Raw genomic sequence first — 15,644 nt, forward strand, 5'->3', positions numbered from 1 at the left:
GATGGTAGTGTGGCATTCGCCATGCGAGAGTAGGACACTGCCAGGCACCCAATACAAGAAACCCCGCTCACTCGAGCGGGGTTTTTTATTGCCTGAAATTCACGTTATCCATCCATATCTGCTTGATTTACCACACACGATTGTATCGTTATACAACCTGATCAGCACAGGGCAGCTCCATGTTGACTATCCCATCTTCCAGCTGAATATCGATCTTGAAACCGAGCCGTTTGGCCAGATTGATCATGCCGCGATTGCTGGGCATGGTCATGCCAGAGAGCTGGCCTATGCCACGCTCTCTGGCATAGCGCACGATCTTTTCCATCATCAACTTGCCGAGTCCGAGCCCTTTCAAGTCTGAGCGGACCAGGATGGCAAACTCCGCATCCGATTGATCCGGGCTGGCAATGGCTCGCACCACTCCCAGGATCTGCTGGCTGAAAGGGCCGTCCTGACCCACGGCGACGAAGGCCATTTCCCGGTCGTAATCGATCTGGGTCATGCGGGCCAGCTCCTCATGCCCCAGCTCCCCCACGTCGGCGAAGAAGCGTTTGTACCTGTCTTCATCAGACACCTGCCGCACGAACTGCTTGTGGGCCGGCTCGTCTTCGGGGCGGATGGGGCGCAGCAGCACATGACTCTGATCTTTCAGCCAGGCACCCTCTTCCAGCTCGGTGGGATAGGGGCGAATGGCCAGTGGCAGCACTTGTTGGCCTCGCTCTGCCAAGACGAGCCGGGCATCCAGGATCACCATCTCTTCGCCACAGGCCTGCAGCGGGTGCAGATCCAGTTCTTGTATCTCGGGGAAGGCCAGCAGCAGCTCGGAGAGCTGGCACAGCACCTGGCCGAGGGCGTCGATATCGAGCCGTACCGGACTGGCCTGCTCGCGGATCTTGCCATCCTTGAGGGCACCAATGATCTGGTAGCGAGCCAGTGCCTGGTTGAGGGGAGGAAGGGCCGCGACCATCTCGCGGGGCTCGGCGCCGGATTCCCCGAGCAGGATGACGGGGCCGAAGACCGGATCCTGCTGCAAGCGGATCCGTAGCTCCAGACCCCCGCTGCGGCGTGCCATGCGTTGTACCAGCAGCCCTTCTATGCGGGCGCCAGGATCATGCTGACGTACCCTGTCCAGAATGGCATCCGCCGCCTGGGCGACTTCCGCCGAGGTGCGCAGGTTCAGCATGACACCGTGTACATCGGATTTGTGGGCGATGTCGGGAGATCGCAGCTTCACCGCTACGGGGTAGCCAATCTGTTCTGCAGTCAGTGCGGCCTCGATGGCATCGGAAACGATCCAGGTCGCGAGGGTGGATAGCCCGGCTGCCTGCAAGATGGGATGGGCCAGGTGGGTGTCCAGCACCCGCTGCTGGCGGTCCAGCGCTTGCCCAAGGAGCTGCTGGCAGCGCTCGACATCGAGCCTGTCGCCCTGCAGGGAGGCCGGTGTTTCCATCAACTGTTTCTGGTTGCGGCGATATTCCACCATGTGCATGAAGGCCGTGACGGCGCTTTCCGGGGTGCGATAGGTCGGGATGCCCGCCTCGTTGAACAGGCGTCTCCCCTCTTGGGCGGAGTATTCGCCTGCCCAGTTGGTCAGTATGTTGAATCGTCTGGCCCTGGGATGCTGCTTGATGAAGTCGATCAGGTTGCTGGCGAGGGTGACACCTCGGGCGGTGAGGGACGGTGCATGGATCAGCAGGATGGCATCGGCACTGTCCCCTTGGAGCAGCGTCTCGAGTGCACTCTTGTAGGCCTCGATATCTGCATCGCTGCCGATGTCGAGGGGTGGCATCGCCAGCTTGCCTCCCCGAGACAGCAGTACGTCTGCGGCCATGTTGGCGAGGCCGCGCCCGTTGGAGAGTATGGCGAGCCGCTCCCCCTTGAGGGTCAGGGAGTGGCTCAGGGTCTCGACAGTGGCAAACAGTTCGTGGGTATCCCGGACGCGCAGCATGCCAGCCCGGCGGATGGCGGCATCATAGACATTGTCGAGACCGCTGGCTGGGTCGTGCCGACCGCTCTTGAGGATCAGGATGGGTTTGTTACGCGAGGCGGCACGGGCGGCGGAGAGAAAGTGCCTGGCATCGTGCAGCTTGTCCATGTAGATCAGGATGGCGCGGGTCGTCCCGTCCCGGGAGAGCTGATCCAGCAGTTGGCCAAAGTCGATGTCGCAATGATCGCCCAGGGAGATGAAGGCCGAGAAGCCGATTTCGCGCTGCTTGGCCCAATCCAGGATGGTGGTGCTGACCGCTGCCGACTGGGAGAGAAACGCCACCTGTCCCGGAGTCGCTGCAATGGGGGAAAAGCTGGCGTTGATACCCTGCCCGGGGAGCAGCATGCCCATGCTGTTGGGGCCGAGCAGCCGGATGCCGTATTGCTGGCACAGATGCTTGAGCCGCAGGCGCTCGTCAGTGGAGAACTGGGCGGCCAGTATGATGGCGGCTCCGGTTCCTTTCTTGCCGAGCTCCTCGATGAGCGGCAGTACCCGTTCGCGCCGGGTACAGACGATGGCGAGATCGGGGGAGAGGGGAAGGCTCTCTATGTCCGGATAGGCGAGCACGCCAGCGATGGCCTGGCTGCGGGGGGCTACGGGTAGTATAGGGCCCTGGAACTGACCCGCCAGCAGGTGCCGGATGACCACATGGCCTGCCTTCTGCGGATCACTGGAGGCGCCGATGACGGCGATCGAGTGAGGTTTGAAGAGCCGATCCAGGCCGCTTTGTTTCATGGGCACTCCTCGTGGTGGCCCCCGGGGCGAGGGGGACGGATGGTGCCAGTCTAATACGCTTTGCGTGCGGGTTCTGTGACCGATTGCGGATCACGATCTGGCCAGTGCGCTGGCGCGCAGATAAAAGCGCAGCTCCCCCTGAATGCATTGCACCGTGGCGAGGTGCTTGTCCTGGAGATAGATCTCCTGCTCCCGATCGAGTTCATGGCGCTGGACCCCGAGGCTTTGCAGATATTCTGCGAACAGGATGGCACTGCGGATTTCGACAAGATGCTGGCTCACGCTCTATTCCTTGATGGTGGCTGGATGGTGCCGGCCAGTGTCCCCTCTTCTCCCCCACTTTCATACTGATACATTTGACACTCACCGTGGCTCTGACGCCTGCCGGATCAGCGAAGGCCTCCCTGGCCGCGTGCGGTGTCCCAGAAGGCGCGGATCAGCGGCTCTTCCAGCCGCTTCTTGAGCACGGCGATGCCGACGTCGAACGCCTTGAGCGCCGGTTTGGGCTCGACCACACGCACCTTGTCTCCCATGGGGCTGTGATCGATGACGGCGGCAGGCACGACACCCACACCGAAGCCGAGGGCCACCATGGCGACGATGCCCTCGTTGCCCGCCACTTCTGCATAGATGTTGGGAGCTATCCCCTTGTTGCGAAACCATTGATCACAGCGCTTTCGGGCCAGCCCCTGTTCGGAGAGGATCAGCGGCAGGCGCTCCCAGTCAGGTTCGCCCTGGGGGAACCACTGACCCTGCTGGGGGGCATTGCGGGGGGCGATGAACACCAGAGGGACTTGTTGCAGGCTGGCGAATTCCAGCTTGGACGAGAGCGCATCCGGCCTCGCTGCGATGGCGAGATCGGCTTCGTCAGCCAGGATCTTGTCCACTGCCAGTGCAGGGTCGCCGGTCTCCAGCTTGATCTCCAGTTGGGGATAACGGCGACGAAAGCGTTCCAGTACCTCGGGTAGCAGAAAGTAGCTGGCGGTAACCGAACAGAACACCCGCAGCCGCCCTTGCAGCGGCTCGTCGCTGCGCTTGAGCTCCTGTTTGAGTTGGCGCCACTCCTGCAGCAAGGCACCGCCAAACTCCCGCAGCTTGTCACCAGCAGGGGTGAGCCGCACCGAGCGGTTGTCCCGCTCGAACAGCACGCAGCCGGTCTCCTGTTCCAGTCGCTGGATGGCGCGGCTCAGGGTGGAGGGGCTGACCGCCATGGCATCGGCGCTTTTGCCGAAGTGGAGGGAGTCGGCGAGGTGGAGAAACAGTTCGAGATTGCGAAGGTCCATCTTTTTATTCCTGCGGCGTTGTCAGGCGCCCTGTAGCACGATGGCTCGGCGGCGGGAGATTACGGGAAATCACATTTCAATTCCTGCAACGTACTGTTTCGAATATATCAGTTCAGGCAATAAGTGTCCCGCGCTATAGTGGTTTCGACAACGCCGCTATCCGGCATGGAATCAATCGAACGGAGCAATCACCATGGCTAACTATTTCAACACCTTGAACCTGCGTCAGCAGTTGGCCCAGCTGGGCAAGTGTCGTTTCATGCAGCGCGAAGAGTTCGCGGACGGCTGCAACGTGCTGAAGGGCAAGAAGGTGGTGATTGTGGGCTGTGGCGCCCAGGGCCTGAACCAGGGTCTGAACATGCGCGACTCCGGGTTGGACATCTCCTACGCCCTGCGCAAGGCCGCCATCACCGAGAAGCGCGCCTCCTGGCAGAAGGCCACCGACAACGGCTTCGTGGTCGGCACCTATGAAGATCTGATCCCGACCGCCGATCTGGTGCTGAACCTGACTCCGGACAAGCAGCACTCCGACGTCGTCAAAACCGTGATGCCGCTGATGAAGCAGGGCGCCGCTCTGGGCTACTCCCACGGCTTCAACGTGGTGGAAGAGGGTCAGCAGATCCGTTCCGACATCACCGTCGTGATGGTTGCACCCAAATGCCCGGGCACCGAAGTGCGTGAAGAGTACAAGCGCGGCTTCGGCGTACCAACCCTGATCGCCGTCCACCCGGAGAACGATCCCCAGGGTGAGGGCATGGCCATCGCCAAGGCGTGGGCCTCTGCTACCGGTGGCGATCGTGCCGGCGTGCTGGAATCTTCCTTCGTCGCGGAAGTGAAATCTGACCTGATGGGCGAGCAGACCATTCTGTGCGGCATGCTGCAGGCCGGTTCCCTGCTCTGCTACGACAAGCTGGTTGCCGAGGGCACCGACCCGGCCTATGCCGGCAAGCTGATCCAGTTCGGCTGGGAGACCATCACCGAGGCCCTGAAGCAGGGTGGCATCAGCCTGATGATGGACCGTCTCTCCAACCCGGCCAAGCTGCGTGCCTTCGAGCTCTCCGAGCAACTGCGCACCCTGATGCGTCCGCTGTTCGAGAAGCACATGGATGACATCATCGCCGGCGAGTTCTCCCGCGGCATGATGGCTGACTGGGCCGAAGACGATGCCAAGCTGTTCGGCTGGCGCGAAGAGACCGGCAAGTCCGCCTTCGAGAATGCCCCTGCCTATGCCGGCAAGATCGCCGAGCAGGAGTACTTCGACAATGGCGTGGTCATGGTGGCCATGGTCAAGGCGGGTGTCGAGCTGGCGTTCGAAACCATGGTGGCCTCCGGCATCTATGAAGAGTCCGCCTACTACGAGTCTCTGCACGAGCTGCCGCTGATCGCCAACACCGTCGCCCGCAAGCGTCTGTACGAAATGAACGTGGTCATCTCCGATACCGCGGAGTACGGCAACTACCTGTTCGCCAACGCCGCCATGCCGCTGCTGCGCGAGCACTTCATGCCGACTCTGCAAGCAGGGGACCTGGGCAGTGCCCGTGCCGAGAGCAAGGCGGTGGACAACCTGGCCTTGCTGGCTGCCAACGAAGCGACCCGCAACCACCCGATCGAGAAGATCGGCCAGACCCTGCGTGGTTACATGAAGGACATGAAGCGCATCGCTGTTGGCGGTTAATCTGGCATGACCCGCAACCATGCTTGGTGCGAGAAGATCGGCCAGACCCTGCGTGGTTACATGAAGGACATGAAGCGTATTGCCGTCGGCGGTTAAGCCTTCGCTGAGCGGCATCGGAAGGGGCGGGGATGACGATCCCCGTTACTGGCTGGCTTAGACACCTGGCCTGTCGTCCGGATGATGCAAACAGACCGATTGATAGCAATAAAAAAGCCCCGCTCATCGAGCGGGGCTTTTGCATTCTGGAGGGCGGGAGCAATCAGGCCTTCCAGGCTTTCCAGGTGTTGATCAGGCCGTTGGTGGAGCCGTCGTGGCTGGTGACGGCCTCATCGGTGCCCAGCTCCGGCAGGATCTTGTTGGCCAGCTGTTTGCCCAGCTCCACACCCCACTGGTCGAAGGAGAAGATGTTCCAGATTGCGCCCTGTACGAAGATCTTGTGCTCGTACATGGCGATCAGGGAGCCGAGGGTTTTCGGGGTCAGCTGCTTGAACAGGATGGAGTTGGTCGGGCGGTTGCCTTCGAACACCTTGAATGGCACCAGATCCTTGACCTGCTCCAGGGTCTTGCCGGCGGCCAGGAACTCGGCCTCCACCGCTTCCTTGCTCTTGCCGAAGGCCAGGGCCTCGGTCTGGGCGAAGAAGTTGGCCAGGAGCTTCGGATGGTGGTCACCGATGGGGTTATGGCTGATGGCCGGCGCCAGGAAGTCGCAGGGGATCAGCTTGGTGCCCTGATGGATCAGCTGGTAGAAGGCGTGCTGGCCGTTGGTACCCGGCTCACCCCAGATGATGGGGCCGGTCTGGTAGTCCACCGGATTACCGTCGCGGTCCACGTACTTGCCGTTGGACTCCATGTTGCCTTGCTGGAAGTAGGCAGGGAAGCGATGCATGTACTGATCGTACGGCAGGATAGCTTCGGACTCGGCACCATGGAAGTTGTTGTACCACAGGCCGATCAGGGCCAGCAGTACGGGCACGTTCTGTTCATAGGCGGCAGTGGCGAAGTGCATGTCCATCTCGAAGGCGCCTTGCAGCAGGGCCTCGAAGTGCTCGAAGCCGAGGGAGAGGGCGATGGGCATGCCGATGGCGGACCAGGAGGAGTAGCGGCCGCCGACCCAGTCCCAGAACTCGAACATGTTGTCGGTGTCGATGCCGAACTCGGCCACGGCCTTGCCGTTGGTCGAGAGGGCGGCGAAGTGCTTGGCAACGTGGGCCTTGTCACCGGCATGACCGAGGAACCAGTCGCGGGCGGTCAGGGCGTTGGTCATGGTCTCTTGGGTGGTGAAGGTCTTTGAGGCCACCAGGAACAGGGTGGTTTCCGGATCGATCTTCTTGAGCGCCTCGGCGATGTGGGTGCCGTCAACGTTGGAGACGAAGTGCATCTCCAGGTGATTCTTGTAGGGGCGCAGGGCCTCGGTGATCATGACGGGGCCCAGATCGGAGCCACCAATGCCGATGTTGACCACGTGCTGGATGGCCTTGCCAGTATAGCCCTTCCACTCGCCACCGATGACCTTCTCGCAGAAGCCCTTCATCTTGGCCAGTACGGCGTTCACTTCCGGCATCACGTCCTTGCCGTCAACCTCGATGGGACGGTCGGAGCGGTTGCGCAGGGCGGTGTGCAGTACGGCGCGCCCTTCGGTCATGTTGATCTTGTCGCCGTTGAACATGGCGTCGATGGCGCTGCGCAGATCGGTCTCGCCAGCCAGGTTCACCAGCAGCTTGAGGGTCTCTTCGGTGATCAGGTTCTTGGAGTAGTCGACCAGGATGTCGCCACCGAAGGTGAGGGAGAACTTGTCAAAACGCTTGGGATCCTGTGCGAACAGATCCTTGAGACGCATCTCCTTGTTGGCTGCAAAATGGGCTTCCAGTGCCTGCCAGGCCTGGGTCCGGGTTGGATTGATATTTTTCATAGGATTATCAGTCTTCCAAGTTGTGTTTGAACCTTGCAGGCAAGGCTCCCGCCAAACCTTATTATGCGAGCATTATACCGGGCACTCCGTGCGCCCCGTGTAACAGAGCATTACCAATTGTCTGCAACGAGGGAGTGTACAACCAAAACAGTGCGATTATGAGTCACCCAGTACCCCGGGATCTTGCGTTCGCGCATGCTTGTTCGGGTTGAAAAGGCTTTCATTTCAAGGGGAGCACGGCCGTGGCGCTGGAAAGCTGGCGTGACAGATAAAAGGGTATTCAACAGACGCTCATCGGACGGTTTTTTGAGCAGGCGCAAATGGCGGGCAACAGACGCTGGCTACCATATGAGCCGAATGGACGAGATCTCCCAGGGATGGCCAAGGTATGGAATCAATGGTGTGGAATGAGGAGATCGAGATGAAAGCCCTGTTATCCCTGTTTGCCCTGAGCCTGATCGCCACCGGCCTCATCGGTTTGCTGACCCTGACGCTGGCCAATGCGGCGCCGACGCTGGAGATCCGCGTGCTGGCGGTGATCGGAGCCGTGCTGGGGGGCTATGTGCTGATGCAGCCCCTGCTCAACCGGGTTGCACGCCGGCTGGGGTGAGAACACGGTGCGCAAGACCGGCCTGTGGCCGGTTTTTTTCATGTCACAGAAGGCAGAAACGACAGTGCCAGCCCGAAGGCTGGCACTGGAGAACGCACACCGAGGATCAATCCGCCGTCTTTTGCATGTGGACCACACGCTGGGGGAAGGGGATCTCGATGCCCTCGGCGTCGAAGGTGAGCTTCACCTTCTCGTGGAAGTCGAACCAGACACCCCAGTAGTCGCCGGTCTTGACCCAGGGGCGCACCACGATATTGACCGAGGAGTCGGCCAGCGCGGCAACGGCAATGGTGGCTGCCGGCTCCTTCAGGATGCGGGGCTCTTCGCTCACCAGCCGCTCCAGGATCTGTTTGGCCTTGCGGAGATCCGAGCCGTAGCCGATGCCGAAGGTCATGTCGACGCGGCGGGTATCCATGCGCGAGTAGTTGACGATGGTGCCGTTGAGGATGGCGGAGTTCGGCACTACTACCATCTTGTTGTCACCGGAGGTGAGGGTGGTGGTGAAGAGCTGCACCGATTGCACAACGCCATTGGTGCCTGCCACCTCGATAAATTCCCCTGCCTTGATGGGGCGGAAGATGATGAGCAGGAAACCGGCGGCAAAGTTGGAGAGAGAGCCCTGCAGCGCCAGACCGATGGCCAGACCGGCGGCACCTATGATGGCCACGAAGGAGGCGGTCTGCACCCCGACCCGACCCAGGGCGGCGATCACCACGAACACCAGGATGGTGTATTTGAGGATGCTGCCGACGAAGTGGGTGACGGTGGTGTCCAGCTTGCGGGTCTGCATCACCTTGACCACCCCACCGCTGAGAAGGTTGGCGGCAATGTAACCGACCAGCAGGGTGATCAGGGCGGCGGCGATGTTGACCGCATACTCGATGATCAGTCCCTGGTTGTTGGTCAGCCAGGTCTGTGCTTCGGTAATGATCTCGGGTTCCATAGGATGTCCTGTTGGTGTGAAGATTTATGGCAGATGAATCTAACATTTGAGCGCGACAAGCTGGGTCGCATCTGGTGCTTGTCTCTTCTTTTGTGCCACAAAAAGCAAGGGAGGCCAAGGCCTCCCGTTTTGTCACAACCCTGTTGGCGCAGGGACGCTGGGCATGTGCGCACTCAGCTTTGCAGCTGCTGGCTGCGGATAAACTGCCACTGATCTTCAAACCCGGCGGTGGGTTTGATTGTGAGCTCGGAGCGGACGTGCATTGGTTGATGCGGTCTGCTGGCTCAGCTTTGCAGCAGCTGGCTGCGGATAAATTGCCACTGATCTTCAAAGCCGGCAGTGGGCTTGATTTTGAACTCCGAGCGGACGAACTGGCTGATGCGGCCCTCGGTATAGGCCAGCAGCAGGTTGGCCAGCATGGTCTCGTCGAGCTGGAAGCCCTGGCCTTCCCGCAGCCGTTTCTCGCGCAGTACCTGCTTGATCTGGGTCTCCAGCTTGTCGAACAGGATGCTGATGCGATCCCGCAGCCGATCGTGTTCGCCCAGCAGGGCATCGCCATTGAGAATGCGGGTGATGCCGGGGTTGCGCTCGGCGAATACCAGCAGCAGCTGCAGTATGTGATGGCAGCGGGCCATGGTGTCCTTCTCTTCGGCCATGATCAGGTTGACCCGTGACAGCAGGGAATCCTCGATAAAGTCGATCAGCCCCTCGAACATCCTCGCCTTGCTGGGAAAATGCCGGTAGAGGGCCGCCTCGGACACGCCCACCTCGGCCGCGAGGCGTGCCGTGGTGATGCGCTGGCCCGGGCTGGTTTCCAGCATGTGGGCGAGTGCCTGCAGGATCTGATCGCGCCGACTCTGTTTCTGGTTACTGCTTGCCATGGATTCCCCTAAAAAAACAATGGCTTGATTCTATTATTTGGCACGTGCCCCAGGGGGTCGTGTGGTCTTGTTATTGGCGACCAGAAGAACCAAACCCGCCTTCACCCCGTTCACTCTGATTGAATTCGTCGACCAACTGGAAGCTGGCCTGTACCACCGGCAGGATCACCAGCTGGGCGATGCGCTCGCCAGGCTGCATGGTGAAGCTGTCGTTGCCACGGTTCCAGACCGAGACCATCAACTGACCCTGGTAGTCGGAGTCGATGAGGCCGACCAGGTTGCCCAGCACGATGCCGTGCTTATGGCCGAGGCCGGAGCGGGGCAGGATGGTGGCGCACAGACCCGGATCCTGGATGTGAATGGCCAGCCCGGTCGGCACCAGCGTGGTGTCGCCCGGGGCCAGGGTCAGCGGGGCATCCAGCAGGGCGCGCAAGTCCATGCCAGCGGAGCCCGGTGTGGCGTAGGCGGGCAGCGGGAAGTCGGTGCCGATGCGGGCATCCAGGATTTTCAGTTCAATTTGTGTCGTCATGAATCTTTTTCAATTGGATCGCCTGGCGATCGGGTGGTACTGCAGGAGCCTGGGGCTCCCGGCATGTTCAATGGGCTCAGGGTCGATAATGGCGTGCAATCAGGGCGACAAGATGACGGGCGAGCGTCAGCTTATCGGCCAGGGGCAGGGCGGCTTGACCCCCTTGCCAGAAGACGGTCAGGGCGTTGTCATCGGCATTGAAACCCTGGCCTGCACGGGACACATCGTTGGCTGCGATCATGTCCAGCCGCTTACGTCGAAGTTTGTCGAGGGCGTATTGTTCCACATCCACGGTTTCGGCGGCAAATCCGACGGTGAAGGGTTTGTCTGACAACGCCCCCACATCGGCGATGATGTCGGGGTTTTTGACCAGGGTCAGCTGCATTTGGTCGTTGTCGCCGGTCTTCTTGATCTTTTGCTCGGCCACCTGGGCGGGACGGTAGTCGGCGACGGCAGCGCAGCCGATAAAGAGGTCGCACTCACCGACCCGGCTCATCACCGCTTCGTGCATCTGCAGGGCACTCTCCACATCGATGCGGGTAACGCCGGCCGGGGTGGCCAGTGCCACCGGGCCGCTCACCAGGGTCACCTCCGCGCCCGCTTCGCGCGCGGCGCGGGCAATGGCGTAGCCCATCTTGCCGGAGCTGTGGTTGCTGATATAGCGCACCGGATCCAGCGCCTCGCGGGTCGGCCCGGCTGTGAGCAGCAGCCTGACGCCTGCCAAGAGTGGCTCGGCGGCGAGCTGCTGGCAGCAGCGTTCCACCAGTTCCAGGGGATCCAGCATCCGGCCCGGGCCCACATCGCCGCAGGCCTGGCTGCCGGAATCTGGCCCCCACAGCTGAATGCCGCGTTCGGTGAGGGTCTGGAGGTTGGCCTGGGTGGCGGCGTTGCGGTACATCTGCTGGTTCATGGCTGGCGCCAGGGCGATAGTCGCCGGGGTGGCAAGGCAGAGGGTGGTGAGCAACTCGTCCGCCATGCCGGCGGCCATGCGGGCCATCAGGTTGGCGCTGGCGGGGGCGATCAGCACCAGATCGGCCCACTTGGCCAGTTCGATGTGGCCCATGCCCGCCTCGGCAGCCGGGTCCAGCAGACTGTCGGCCACCGGGTGGCCGGAGACGGCTTGCAGGGTCAGCGGGGTGATGAACTCCTTGGCGGAGCGGGTCATCACCACTCGCACCTCGGCCCCCTGATCTTTCAGGCGACGTACCAGTTCGGCACTCTTGTAGGCGGCGATCCCGCCACTGACACCCAACAGGATGCGTTTATCGGCCAATCTCATCTGCTGCTTCTCTTCCGGCTCACTCTGACTGGTCGGCTAAGATAGCACAGGCAATGGGTGGCGACAGAGGCTGACATGGGGGAGTTGTGGTCGGGCTCGCGGGATTCTTTGCTATGTTTTCTCTCAATAGCCATGTGGGGAGAGACAAATGAGCATCAAGGAGTGGCCGGAAGAGGAGCGCCCGAGGGAAAAGCTGCTGCGCCGAGGAGCGGCGACGCTCTCCGATGCCGAACTGCTGGCCATCTTCCTGCGCACCGGGGTCAGCGGGTTGAGTGCGGTGGACCTCTCCCGCCAGTTGTTGCAGCAGTTTGGTTCCCTGCGGGCACTGCTGGGAGCCGAGCAGCAGGATTTTTGTGGCGCTCACGGGCTGGGACCTGCCAAGTATGCCCAGTTGCAGGCGGTGCTGGAGATGGGGCGGCGCCATCTGGCCGAACAGTTGCAACGGGGAGAGGCGCTCACCTCGCCAGGGCTCACCCGTGACTTTCTGCAAGCCCAGTTGCGGGATCGGGGGCGGGAGGTGTTCGCCCTGCTGCTGCTCGACAACCAGCACAGGGTCATCCGGTTTGTCGAACTTTTTTACGGCACCCTCGACTCGGCGAGCGTCTGGCCCAGAGAAATCGTGCAGATCGCGCTCAAACATAATGCAGCCGCCGTGATTCTGGCGCATAATCACCCGTCCGGCGTGGCCGAGCCCAGTCGGGCGGACCGCCAGATCACGGATCGGATCTTGGCCGCCCTGGCCCTGGTCGATATCAGAGTGCTTGATCACCTGGTGATCGGTGATGGCATCACGGTTTCTTTCGCAGAGCGTGGTTGGTTGTGACTGGGCTCTGGCACTGTATTAGTTGATCTTTGATCACGGATGCTGTATAAAATGCCGCCTTCTGTTTGCCCCGCAATCGAAGGCCAGCGGGGCAGATATTTGCTCGAGCAATGAAGTAAGATTTGGAGAGACTGACATGTCTAGAGTATGCCAAGTAACCGGCAAGCGCCCGGCAGTTGGTAACAACCGTTCGCACGCTAACAACGCTACCAAGCGTCGTTTCCTGCCGAACCTGCACACTCACCGTTTCTGGGTTGAGAGTGAAAAACGCTTCGTGAGCCTGCGCGTATCCGCAAAAGGCATGCGTATCATCGACAAGCGCGGCGTTGAAGTGGTTCTGGCTGAACTGCGTGCCAGCGGCGTTAAGGTATAAGGAATTAGATCATGGCTAAAGGTATTCGCGATAAGATTCGCCTGAACTCCAGCGCCGGTACTGGTCACTTCTATACCACTACCAAGAACAAGCGCACCATGCCCGAAAAAATGGAGATCAAGAAATTTGATCCCGTGATTCGTCAGCATGTGATCTACAAAGAAGGCAAAATCAAGTAATTACTTGGTTTCGCTGCAAAAACCCGGCCTCGTGCCGGGTTTTTTTATGGCTGGAATTCAGTACACTGCCGATTCGAAGGGAGGCTAGCCATGTTCAAATTGAGCCGCAAAGGCTGGAACAACGTGATCATCGTGGTCGTGTTGATCGTCATTACCCTGTTGCACCGGCTGGAGCAGGCCCAGCAGGAGAACAGTGCCAAACGCGCGCGTCCGCTGTTGCCGGAGAGTGCCGTGGTACTGACCTGGCAGGGGCCGAGCTGGCAGATAGAGCGTATCGGCCAGGGCTGGCGCAGCGTGCCGGATCTGGGGCTTGGCAGCGCCCAGCTGGCGGCCCGCATCGAGGCGTGGCAAGGCTGGCTGCTGCCCCCCGGCGAGCCCGTGCGCGGCACCCCGGTGACCCTCAAGATCTGGATCGCCGGACAGAGCGATCCGGTGGAAGTCGGGCTCTATCAGGACGACGGCAAGTTTGCCGCCCTGCTGCCCTCCTCGACCTGGCTCAGCTTGAGTCAGGCGCAATACCGTGACCTGATGCGTCCCATTCCCTGAACGAGAGATCGCCCATGCCTGAATTACCGGAAGTCGAAGTCAGCCGCCAGGGCATCTCCCCCTGGCTTACCGGCATCAAGGTGACCCGCGTGGTGGTGCGGGACGGCCGCCTGCGCTGGCCCGTGCCCGGCGATATCCAGGAGCTGGTGGATCTCGTCATCCACCGCGTCAGCCGCCGCGCCAAATACCTGTTGCTGGAGACCGACTTCGGCACCGCCATCCTGCATCTCGGGATGTCCGGCAGCCTGCGGGTGCTGGACATCGGCACCCCGGCCGAGAAGCACGATCACGTGGATATCGAGCTGGCCAACGGCAAGCTGCTGCGGCTCAACGATCCGCGCCGTTTTGGCGCCCTGCTGTGGACCCGCGAACCGGCCGAGGCCCATGCCCTGCTCGCCAAGCTGGGGCCGGAACCCCTCACCGATGCCTTCCATGCCGATTACCTGCGGGAGCGGGCGAAGGGGCGCAGCACCGCCATCAAGCAGTTCCTGATGGACAACCACGTGGTGGTCGGGGTGGGCAACATCTACGCCAACGAGGCGCTCTATGCCGCCGGCATTCATCCCAGGCGGGCGGCGGGCAACATCAGCGCCGAGCGGCTGGGCACCCTGGTGAGCGAGATCAAGCGGGTGCTGGCCGAAGCCATTCGCCAGGGGGGCACCACCCTCAAGGATTTCACCAGCGCCGACGGCAAGCCAGGCTATTTCGTGCAGCAGCTGCAGGTTTACGGCCGTGGCGGCCAGCCCTGTTTCCACTGCCACACCCTGCTCACCGAGGTGAAGATGGGCCAGCGAACCACGGTGTTCTGCTCCCACTGCCAACGCTGAAAGAGGGGTTTTTGAGCCGGAACCGGCCAAGTTGTAAGAGAGTATTTCCGGTCTGTTGAAGCGGCGTCAGCCCATGACTACTATCTCGCCAGTTCAGGCTGCGAGGTAATAAAATGACAGCTAAATCAATAGACTGGGAACATTTATCCCGGCAGGGGCACTATTGTGCCCACGATATGGCCCGCTTCCTCTATCCCGAAGACAGCGCCCGCAAGACCTTCAATCGCGGCAAGTTTTTGCTGCGCAGTCTGCTCTACCGTGCGCAGTTGAACCGGGTATTCGAGCTGTTCCAGAGCGCCCCCCTGCGGGCGCTTCCCGCCCGCCACCCCGAGCTGCTCGACAAGCCGATGCGCCCCTATCGCTTCGCCTGCTCGACGGTGAACCAGCGGGTCAAGATGGTGGAGGATCACTACCGCCTGCTGCTGTGCCTGTACCCCGAGCTCATCGACCCGCTCTATCTGGGGGAGGGGATAGTGCTGGGCCATTATCCCGATGGCGGCTGGCGCATCGTGCTGCGTCACGACGGCACCTTCCGCAGGGAGGCGGAGCTGGCGCTCTCCATCGTCAACGCGCGGGGGGAGCGACTCTACAGCTGTGCTTTCTCCCTGGCGGGCAACGAACAGGAGCTGGCCCTGGTGATCGGGTCGGTGCAGGGGCCGGAGCCCTGTGTCGAACAGCCCCAGGAGCAGGTACGGGCATTGACCCGGGCGGGTCAGGGTCTGAGACCCAAGTCGCTGGTGGTGATGCTGGTGATGGCGCTGGCCGGGGCCATGGGGGCCCACCGGGTCTGTGCGGTGCGCATGAAGGCCCACATCTTCCAGGCAAGACGGTACAGCAAGAAGAAGAAAGCCTGCCTGCAGGCGGACTACGACGAGCTGTGGCAGGAGTTTGGCGCCCTCGATCAGGACGCCAACTTCGTGCGGCTGCAGCCCGTGGTGCGCAAGCCGCTGGAGGAGGTGGCCGCCAAGAAGCGGGCCATGTACCGGCGTCGCTACGAGTGGCTGGACGGGCTGGAGCGGGCGATCCGCCAGCAGTTTGCCCGCAGCTAGGCGTGCAGTGCGTTGA

16 protein-coding genes are annotated in these 15,644 nt (G+C 61.5%); 8 read left to right on the forward strand and 8 right to left on the reverse strand.

The window, feature by feature from the left end; translation table 11 throughout:
• Nucleotides 1-148: 148 nt before the first annotated feature.
• The 3 genes from AB5Y53_RS11725 to ilvY form a co-directional block, all read right to left on the reverse strand.
• A complete protein-coding gene (locus AB5Y53_RS11725) occupies nt 149-2,722 on the reverse strand; it encodes a GNAT family N-acetyltransferase (protein WP_368182091.1) in 2,574 nt (857 codons plus the stop codon).
• A gap of 90 nt (nt 2,723-2,812) precedes the next feature.
• Nucleotides 2,813-3,004 (reverse strand): hypothetical protein, encoded by a 192-nt coding sequence (locus AB5Y53_RS11730; protein ID WP_042878337.1) that lies wholly within the window; start codon nt 3,002-3,004, stop codon nt 2,813-2,815.
• Between the two features lie 107 nt (nt 3,005-3,111).
• Entirely contained in the window at nt 3,112-4,005 is an 894-nt protein-coding gene (ilvY, locus tag AB5Y53_RS11735; RefSeq protein WP_010676123.1) for an HTH-type transcriptional activator IlvY, read from the reverse strand.
• Nucleotides 4,006-4,198: 193 nt separating this feature from the next.
• Between ilvY and ilvC the strand changes: the two genes are divergently transcribed.
• Nucleotides 4,199-5,680: a ketol-acid reductoisomerase gene (gene ilvC, locus AB5Y53_RS11740; protein ID WP_368182093.1), complete on the forward strand. Its 1,482-nt coding sequence runs from the start codon at nt 4,199-4,201 to the stop codon at nt 5,678-5,680.
• Between the two features lie 259 nt (nt 5,681-5,939).
• Here ilvC and pgi read toward each other — a convergent pair whose 3' ends face one another.
• Nucleotides 5,940-7,589 carry a glucose-6-phosphate isomerase gene (gene pgi / locus AB5Y53_RS11745; protein ID WP_368182095.1) on the reverse strand — a complete coding sequence of 550 codons (1,650 nt, stop codon included), beginning with the start codon at nt 7,587-7,589 and terminating at the stop codon, nt 5,940-5,942.
• Nucleotides 7,590-8,010: 421 nt separating this feature from the next.
• Between pgi and AB5Y53_RS11750 the strand changes: the two genes are divergently transcribed.
• Entirely contained in the window at nt 8,011-8,199 is a 189-nt protein-coding gene (locus AB5Y53_RS11750) for a hypothetical protein (RefSeq protein WP_029314882.1), read from the forward strand.
• Nucleotides 8,200-8,305: 106 nt separating this feature from the next.
• On the opposite strand, the gene AB5Y53_RS11755 is transcribed toward AB5Y53_RS11750, so the two are convergent.
• The 4 genes from AB5Y53_RS11755 to coaBC all read right to left on the reverse strand — a co-directional run bounded on the left by AB5Y53_RS11755 (nt 8,306) and on the right by coaBC (nt 11,831).
• Nucleotides 8,306-9,142, reverse strand: a complete 837-nt coding sequence (locus AB5Y53_RS11755; protein ID WP_039040993.1) for a mechanosensitive ion channel domain-containing protein — start codon at nt 9,140-9,142, stop codon at nt 8,306-8,308.
• Nucleotides 9,143-9,426: 284 nt separating this feature from the next.
• Entirely contained in the window at nt 9,427-10,023 is a 597-nt protein-coding gene (gene slmA, locus AB5Y53_RS11760) for a nucleoid occlusion factor SlmA (RefSeq protein ID WP_010676117.1), read from the reverse strand.
• A 70-nt stretch (nt 10,024-10,093) separates the two neighbouring features.
• Nucleotides 10,094-10,552, reverse strand: coding sequence for a dUTP diphosphatase (gene dut, locus AB5Y53_RS11765; protein ID WP_010676116.1), 459 nt, complete (start codon nt 10,550-10,552; stop codon nt 10,094-10,096).
• Nucleotides 10,553-10,628: 76 nt separating this feature from the next.
• Nucleotides 10,629-11,831, reverse strand: a complete 1,203-nt coding sequence (coaBC, locus tag AB5Y53_RS11770; RefSeq protein WP_319861905.1) for a bifunctional phosphopantothenoylcysteine decarboxylase/phosphopantothenate--cysteine ligase CoaBC — start codon at nt 11,829-11,831, stop codon at nt 10,629-10,631.
• 148 nt (nt 11,832-11,979) lie between these two features.
• Here coaBC and radC point away from each other — a divergent pair, with 148 nt between their 5' ends.
• From radC to AB5Y53_RS11800, 6 genes are all read left to right on the forward strand, one after another.
• A complete protein-coding gene (gene radC, locus AB5Y53_RS11775; RefSeq protein ID WP_039040991.1) occupies nt 11,980-12,654 on the forward strand; it encodes a DNA repair protein RadC in 675 nt (224 codons plus the stop codon).
• Between the two features lie 136 nt (nt 12,655-12,790).
• Nucleotides 12,791-13,027: a 50S ribosomal protein L28 gene (gene rpmB / locus AB5Y53_RS11780; protein WP_005307492.1), complete on the forward strand. Its 237-nt coding sequence runs from the start codon at nt 12,791-12,793 to the stop codon at nt 13,025-13,027.
• A gap of 11 nt (nt 13,028-13,038) precedes the next feature.
• On the forward strand, nt 13,039-13,206 hold the full coding sequence (gene rpmG, locus AB5Y53_RS11785) for a 50S ribosomal protein L33 (protein ID WP_005323752.1): 168 nt from the start codon (nt 13,039-13,041) through the stop codon (nt 13,204-13,206).
• Between the two features lie 90 nt (nt 13,207-13,296).
• Complete coding sequence (locus AB5Y53_RS11790; protein ID WP_042864728.1) at nt 13,297-13,752, forward strand: hypothetical protein; 456 nt, start codon at nt 13,297-13,299, stop codon at nt 13,750-13,752.
• Between the two features lie 14 nt (nt 13,753-13,766).
• Nucleotides 13,767-14,579, forward strand: coding sequence for a bifunctional DNA-formamidopyrimidine glycosylase/DNA-(apurinic or apyrimidinic site) lyase (gene mutM / locus AB5Y53_RS11795; protein ID WP_368182098.1), 813 nt, complete (start codon nt 13,767-13,769; stop codon nt 14,577-14,579).
• Nucleotides 14,580-14,755: 176 nt separating this feature from the next.
• Entirely contained in the window at nt 14,756-15,628 is an 873-nt protein-coding gene (locus AB5Y53_RS11800) for a VirK/YbjX family protein (protein ID WP_368182196.1), read from the forward strand.
• Nucleotides 15,629-15,644 lie beyond the last annotated feature (16 nt).

Source organism: Aeromonas sp. R7-5 (genome assembly GCF_040908015.1).
In the GTDB taxonomy this organism is placed as follows: Bacteria; Pseudomonadota; Gammaproteobacteria; order Enterobacterales; family Aeromonadaceae; genus Aeromonas; species Aeromonas caviae.

Excerpts from the sequence above, each read along its gene's own strand:
- rpmB (WP_005307492.1), top strand. The coding sequence starts at position 12,791 with ATGTCTAGAGTATGCCAAGTAACCGGCAAGCGCCCGGCAGTTGGTAAC.
- AB5Y53_RS11790 (WP_042864728.1), top strand. The coding sequence starts at position 13,297 with ATGTTCAAATTGAGCCGCAAAGGCTGGAACAACGTGATCATCGTGGTC.
- radC (WP_039040991.1), top strand. The coding sequence starts at position 11,980 with ATGAGCATCAAGGAGTGGCCGGAAGAGGAGCGCCCGAGGGAAAAGCTG.
- AB5Y53_RS11800 (WP_368182196.1), top strand. The coding sequence starts at position 14,756 with ATGGCCCGCTTCCTCTATCCCGAAGACAGCGCCCGCAAGACCTTCAAT.
- mutM (WP_368182098.1), top strand. The coding sequence starts at position 13,767 with ATGCCTGAATTACCGGAAGTCGAAGTCAGCCGCCAGGGCATCTCCCCC.
- AB5Y53_RS11750 (WP_029314882.1), top strand. The coding sequence starts at position 8,011 with ATGAAAGCCCTGTTATCCCTGTTTGCCCTGAGCCTGATCGCCACCGGC.
- ilvY (WP_010676123.1), bottom strand. The coding sequence starts at position 4,005 with ATGGACCTTCGCAATCTCGAACTGTTTCTCCACCTCGCCGACTCCCTC.
- rpmG (WP_005323752.1), top strand. The coding sequence starts at position 13,039 with ATGGCTAAAGGTATTCGCGATAAGATTCGCCTGAACTCCAGCGCCGGT.
- ilvC (WP_368182093.1), top strand. The coding sequence starts at position 4,199 with ATGGCTAACTATTTCAACACCTTGAACCTGCGTCAGCAGTTGGCCCAG.
- AB5Y53_RS11725 (WP_368182091.1), bottom strand. The coding sequence starts at position 2,722 with ATGAAACAAAGCGGCCTGGATCGGCTCTTCAAACCTCACTCGATCGCC.
- coaBC (WP_319861905.1), bottom strand. The coding sequence starts at position 11,831 with ATGAGATTGGCCGATAAACGCATCCTGTTGGGTGTCAGTGGCGGGATC.
- AB5Y53_RS11755 (WP_039040993.1), bottom strand. The coding sequence starts at position 9,142 with ATGGAACCCGAGATCATTACCGAAGCACAGACCTGGCTGACCAACAAC.
- slmA (WP_010676117.1), bottom strand. The coding sequence starts at position 10,023 with ATGGCAAGCAGTAACCAGAAACAGAGTCGGCGCGATCAGATCCTGCAG.
- pgi (WP_368182095.1), bottom strand. The coding sequence starts at position 7,589 with ATGAAAAATATCAATCCAACCCGGACCCAGGCCTGGCAGGCACTGGAA.
- dut (WP_010676116.1), bottom strand. The coding sequence starts at position 10,552 with ATGACGACACAAATTGAACTGAAAATCCTGGATGCCCGCATCGGCACC.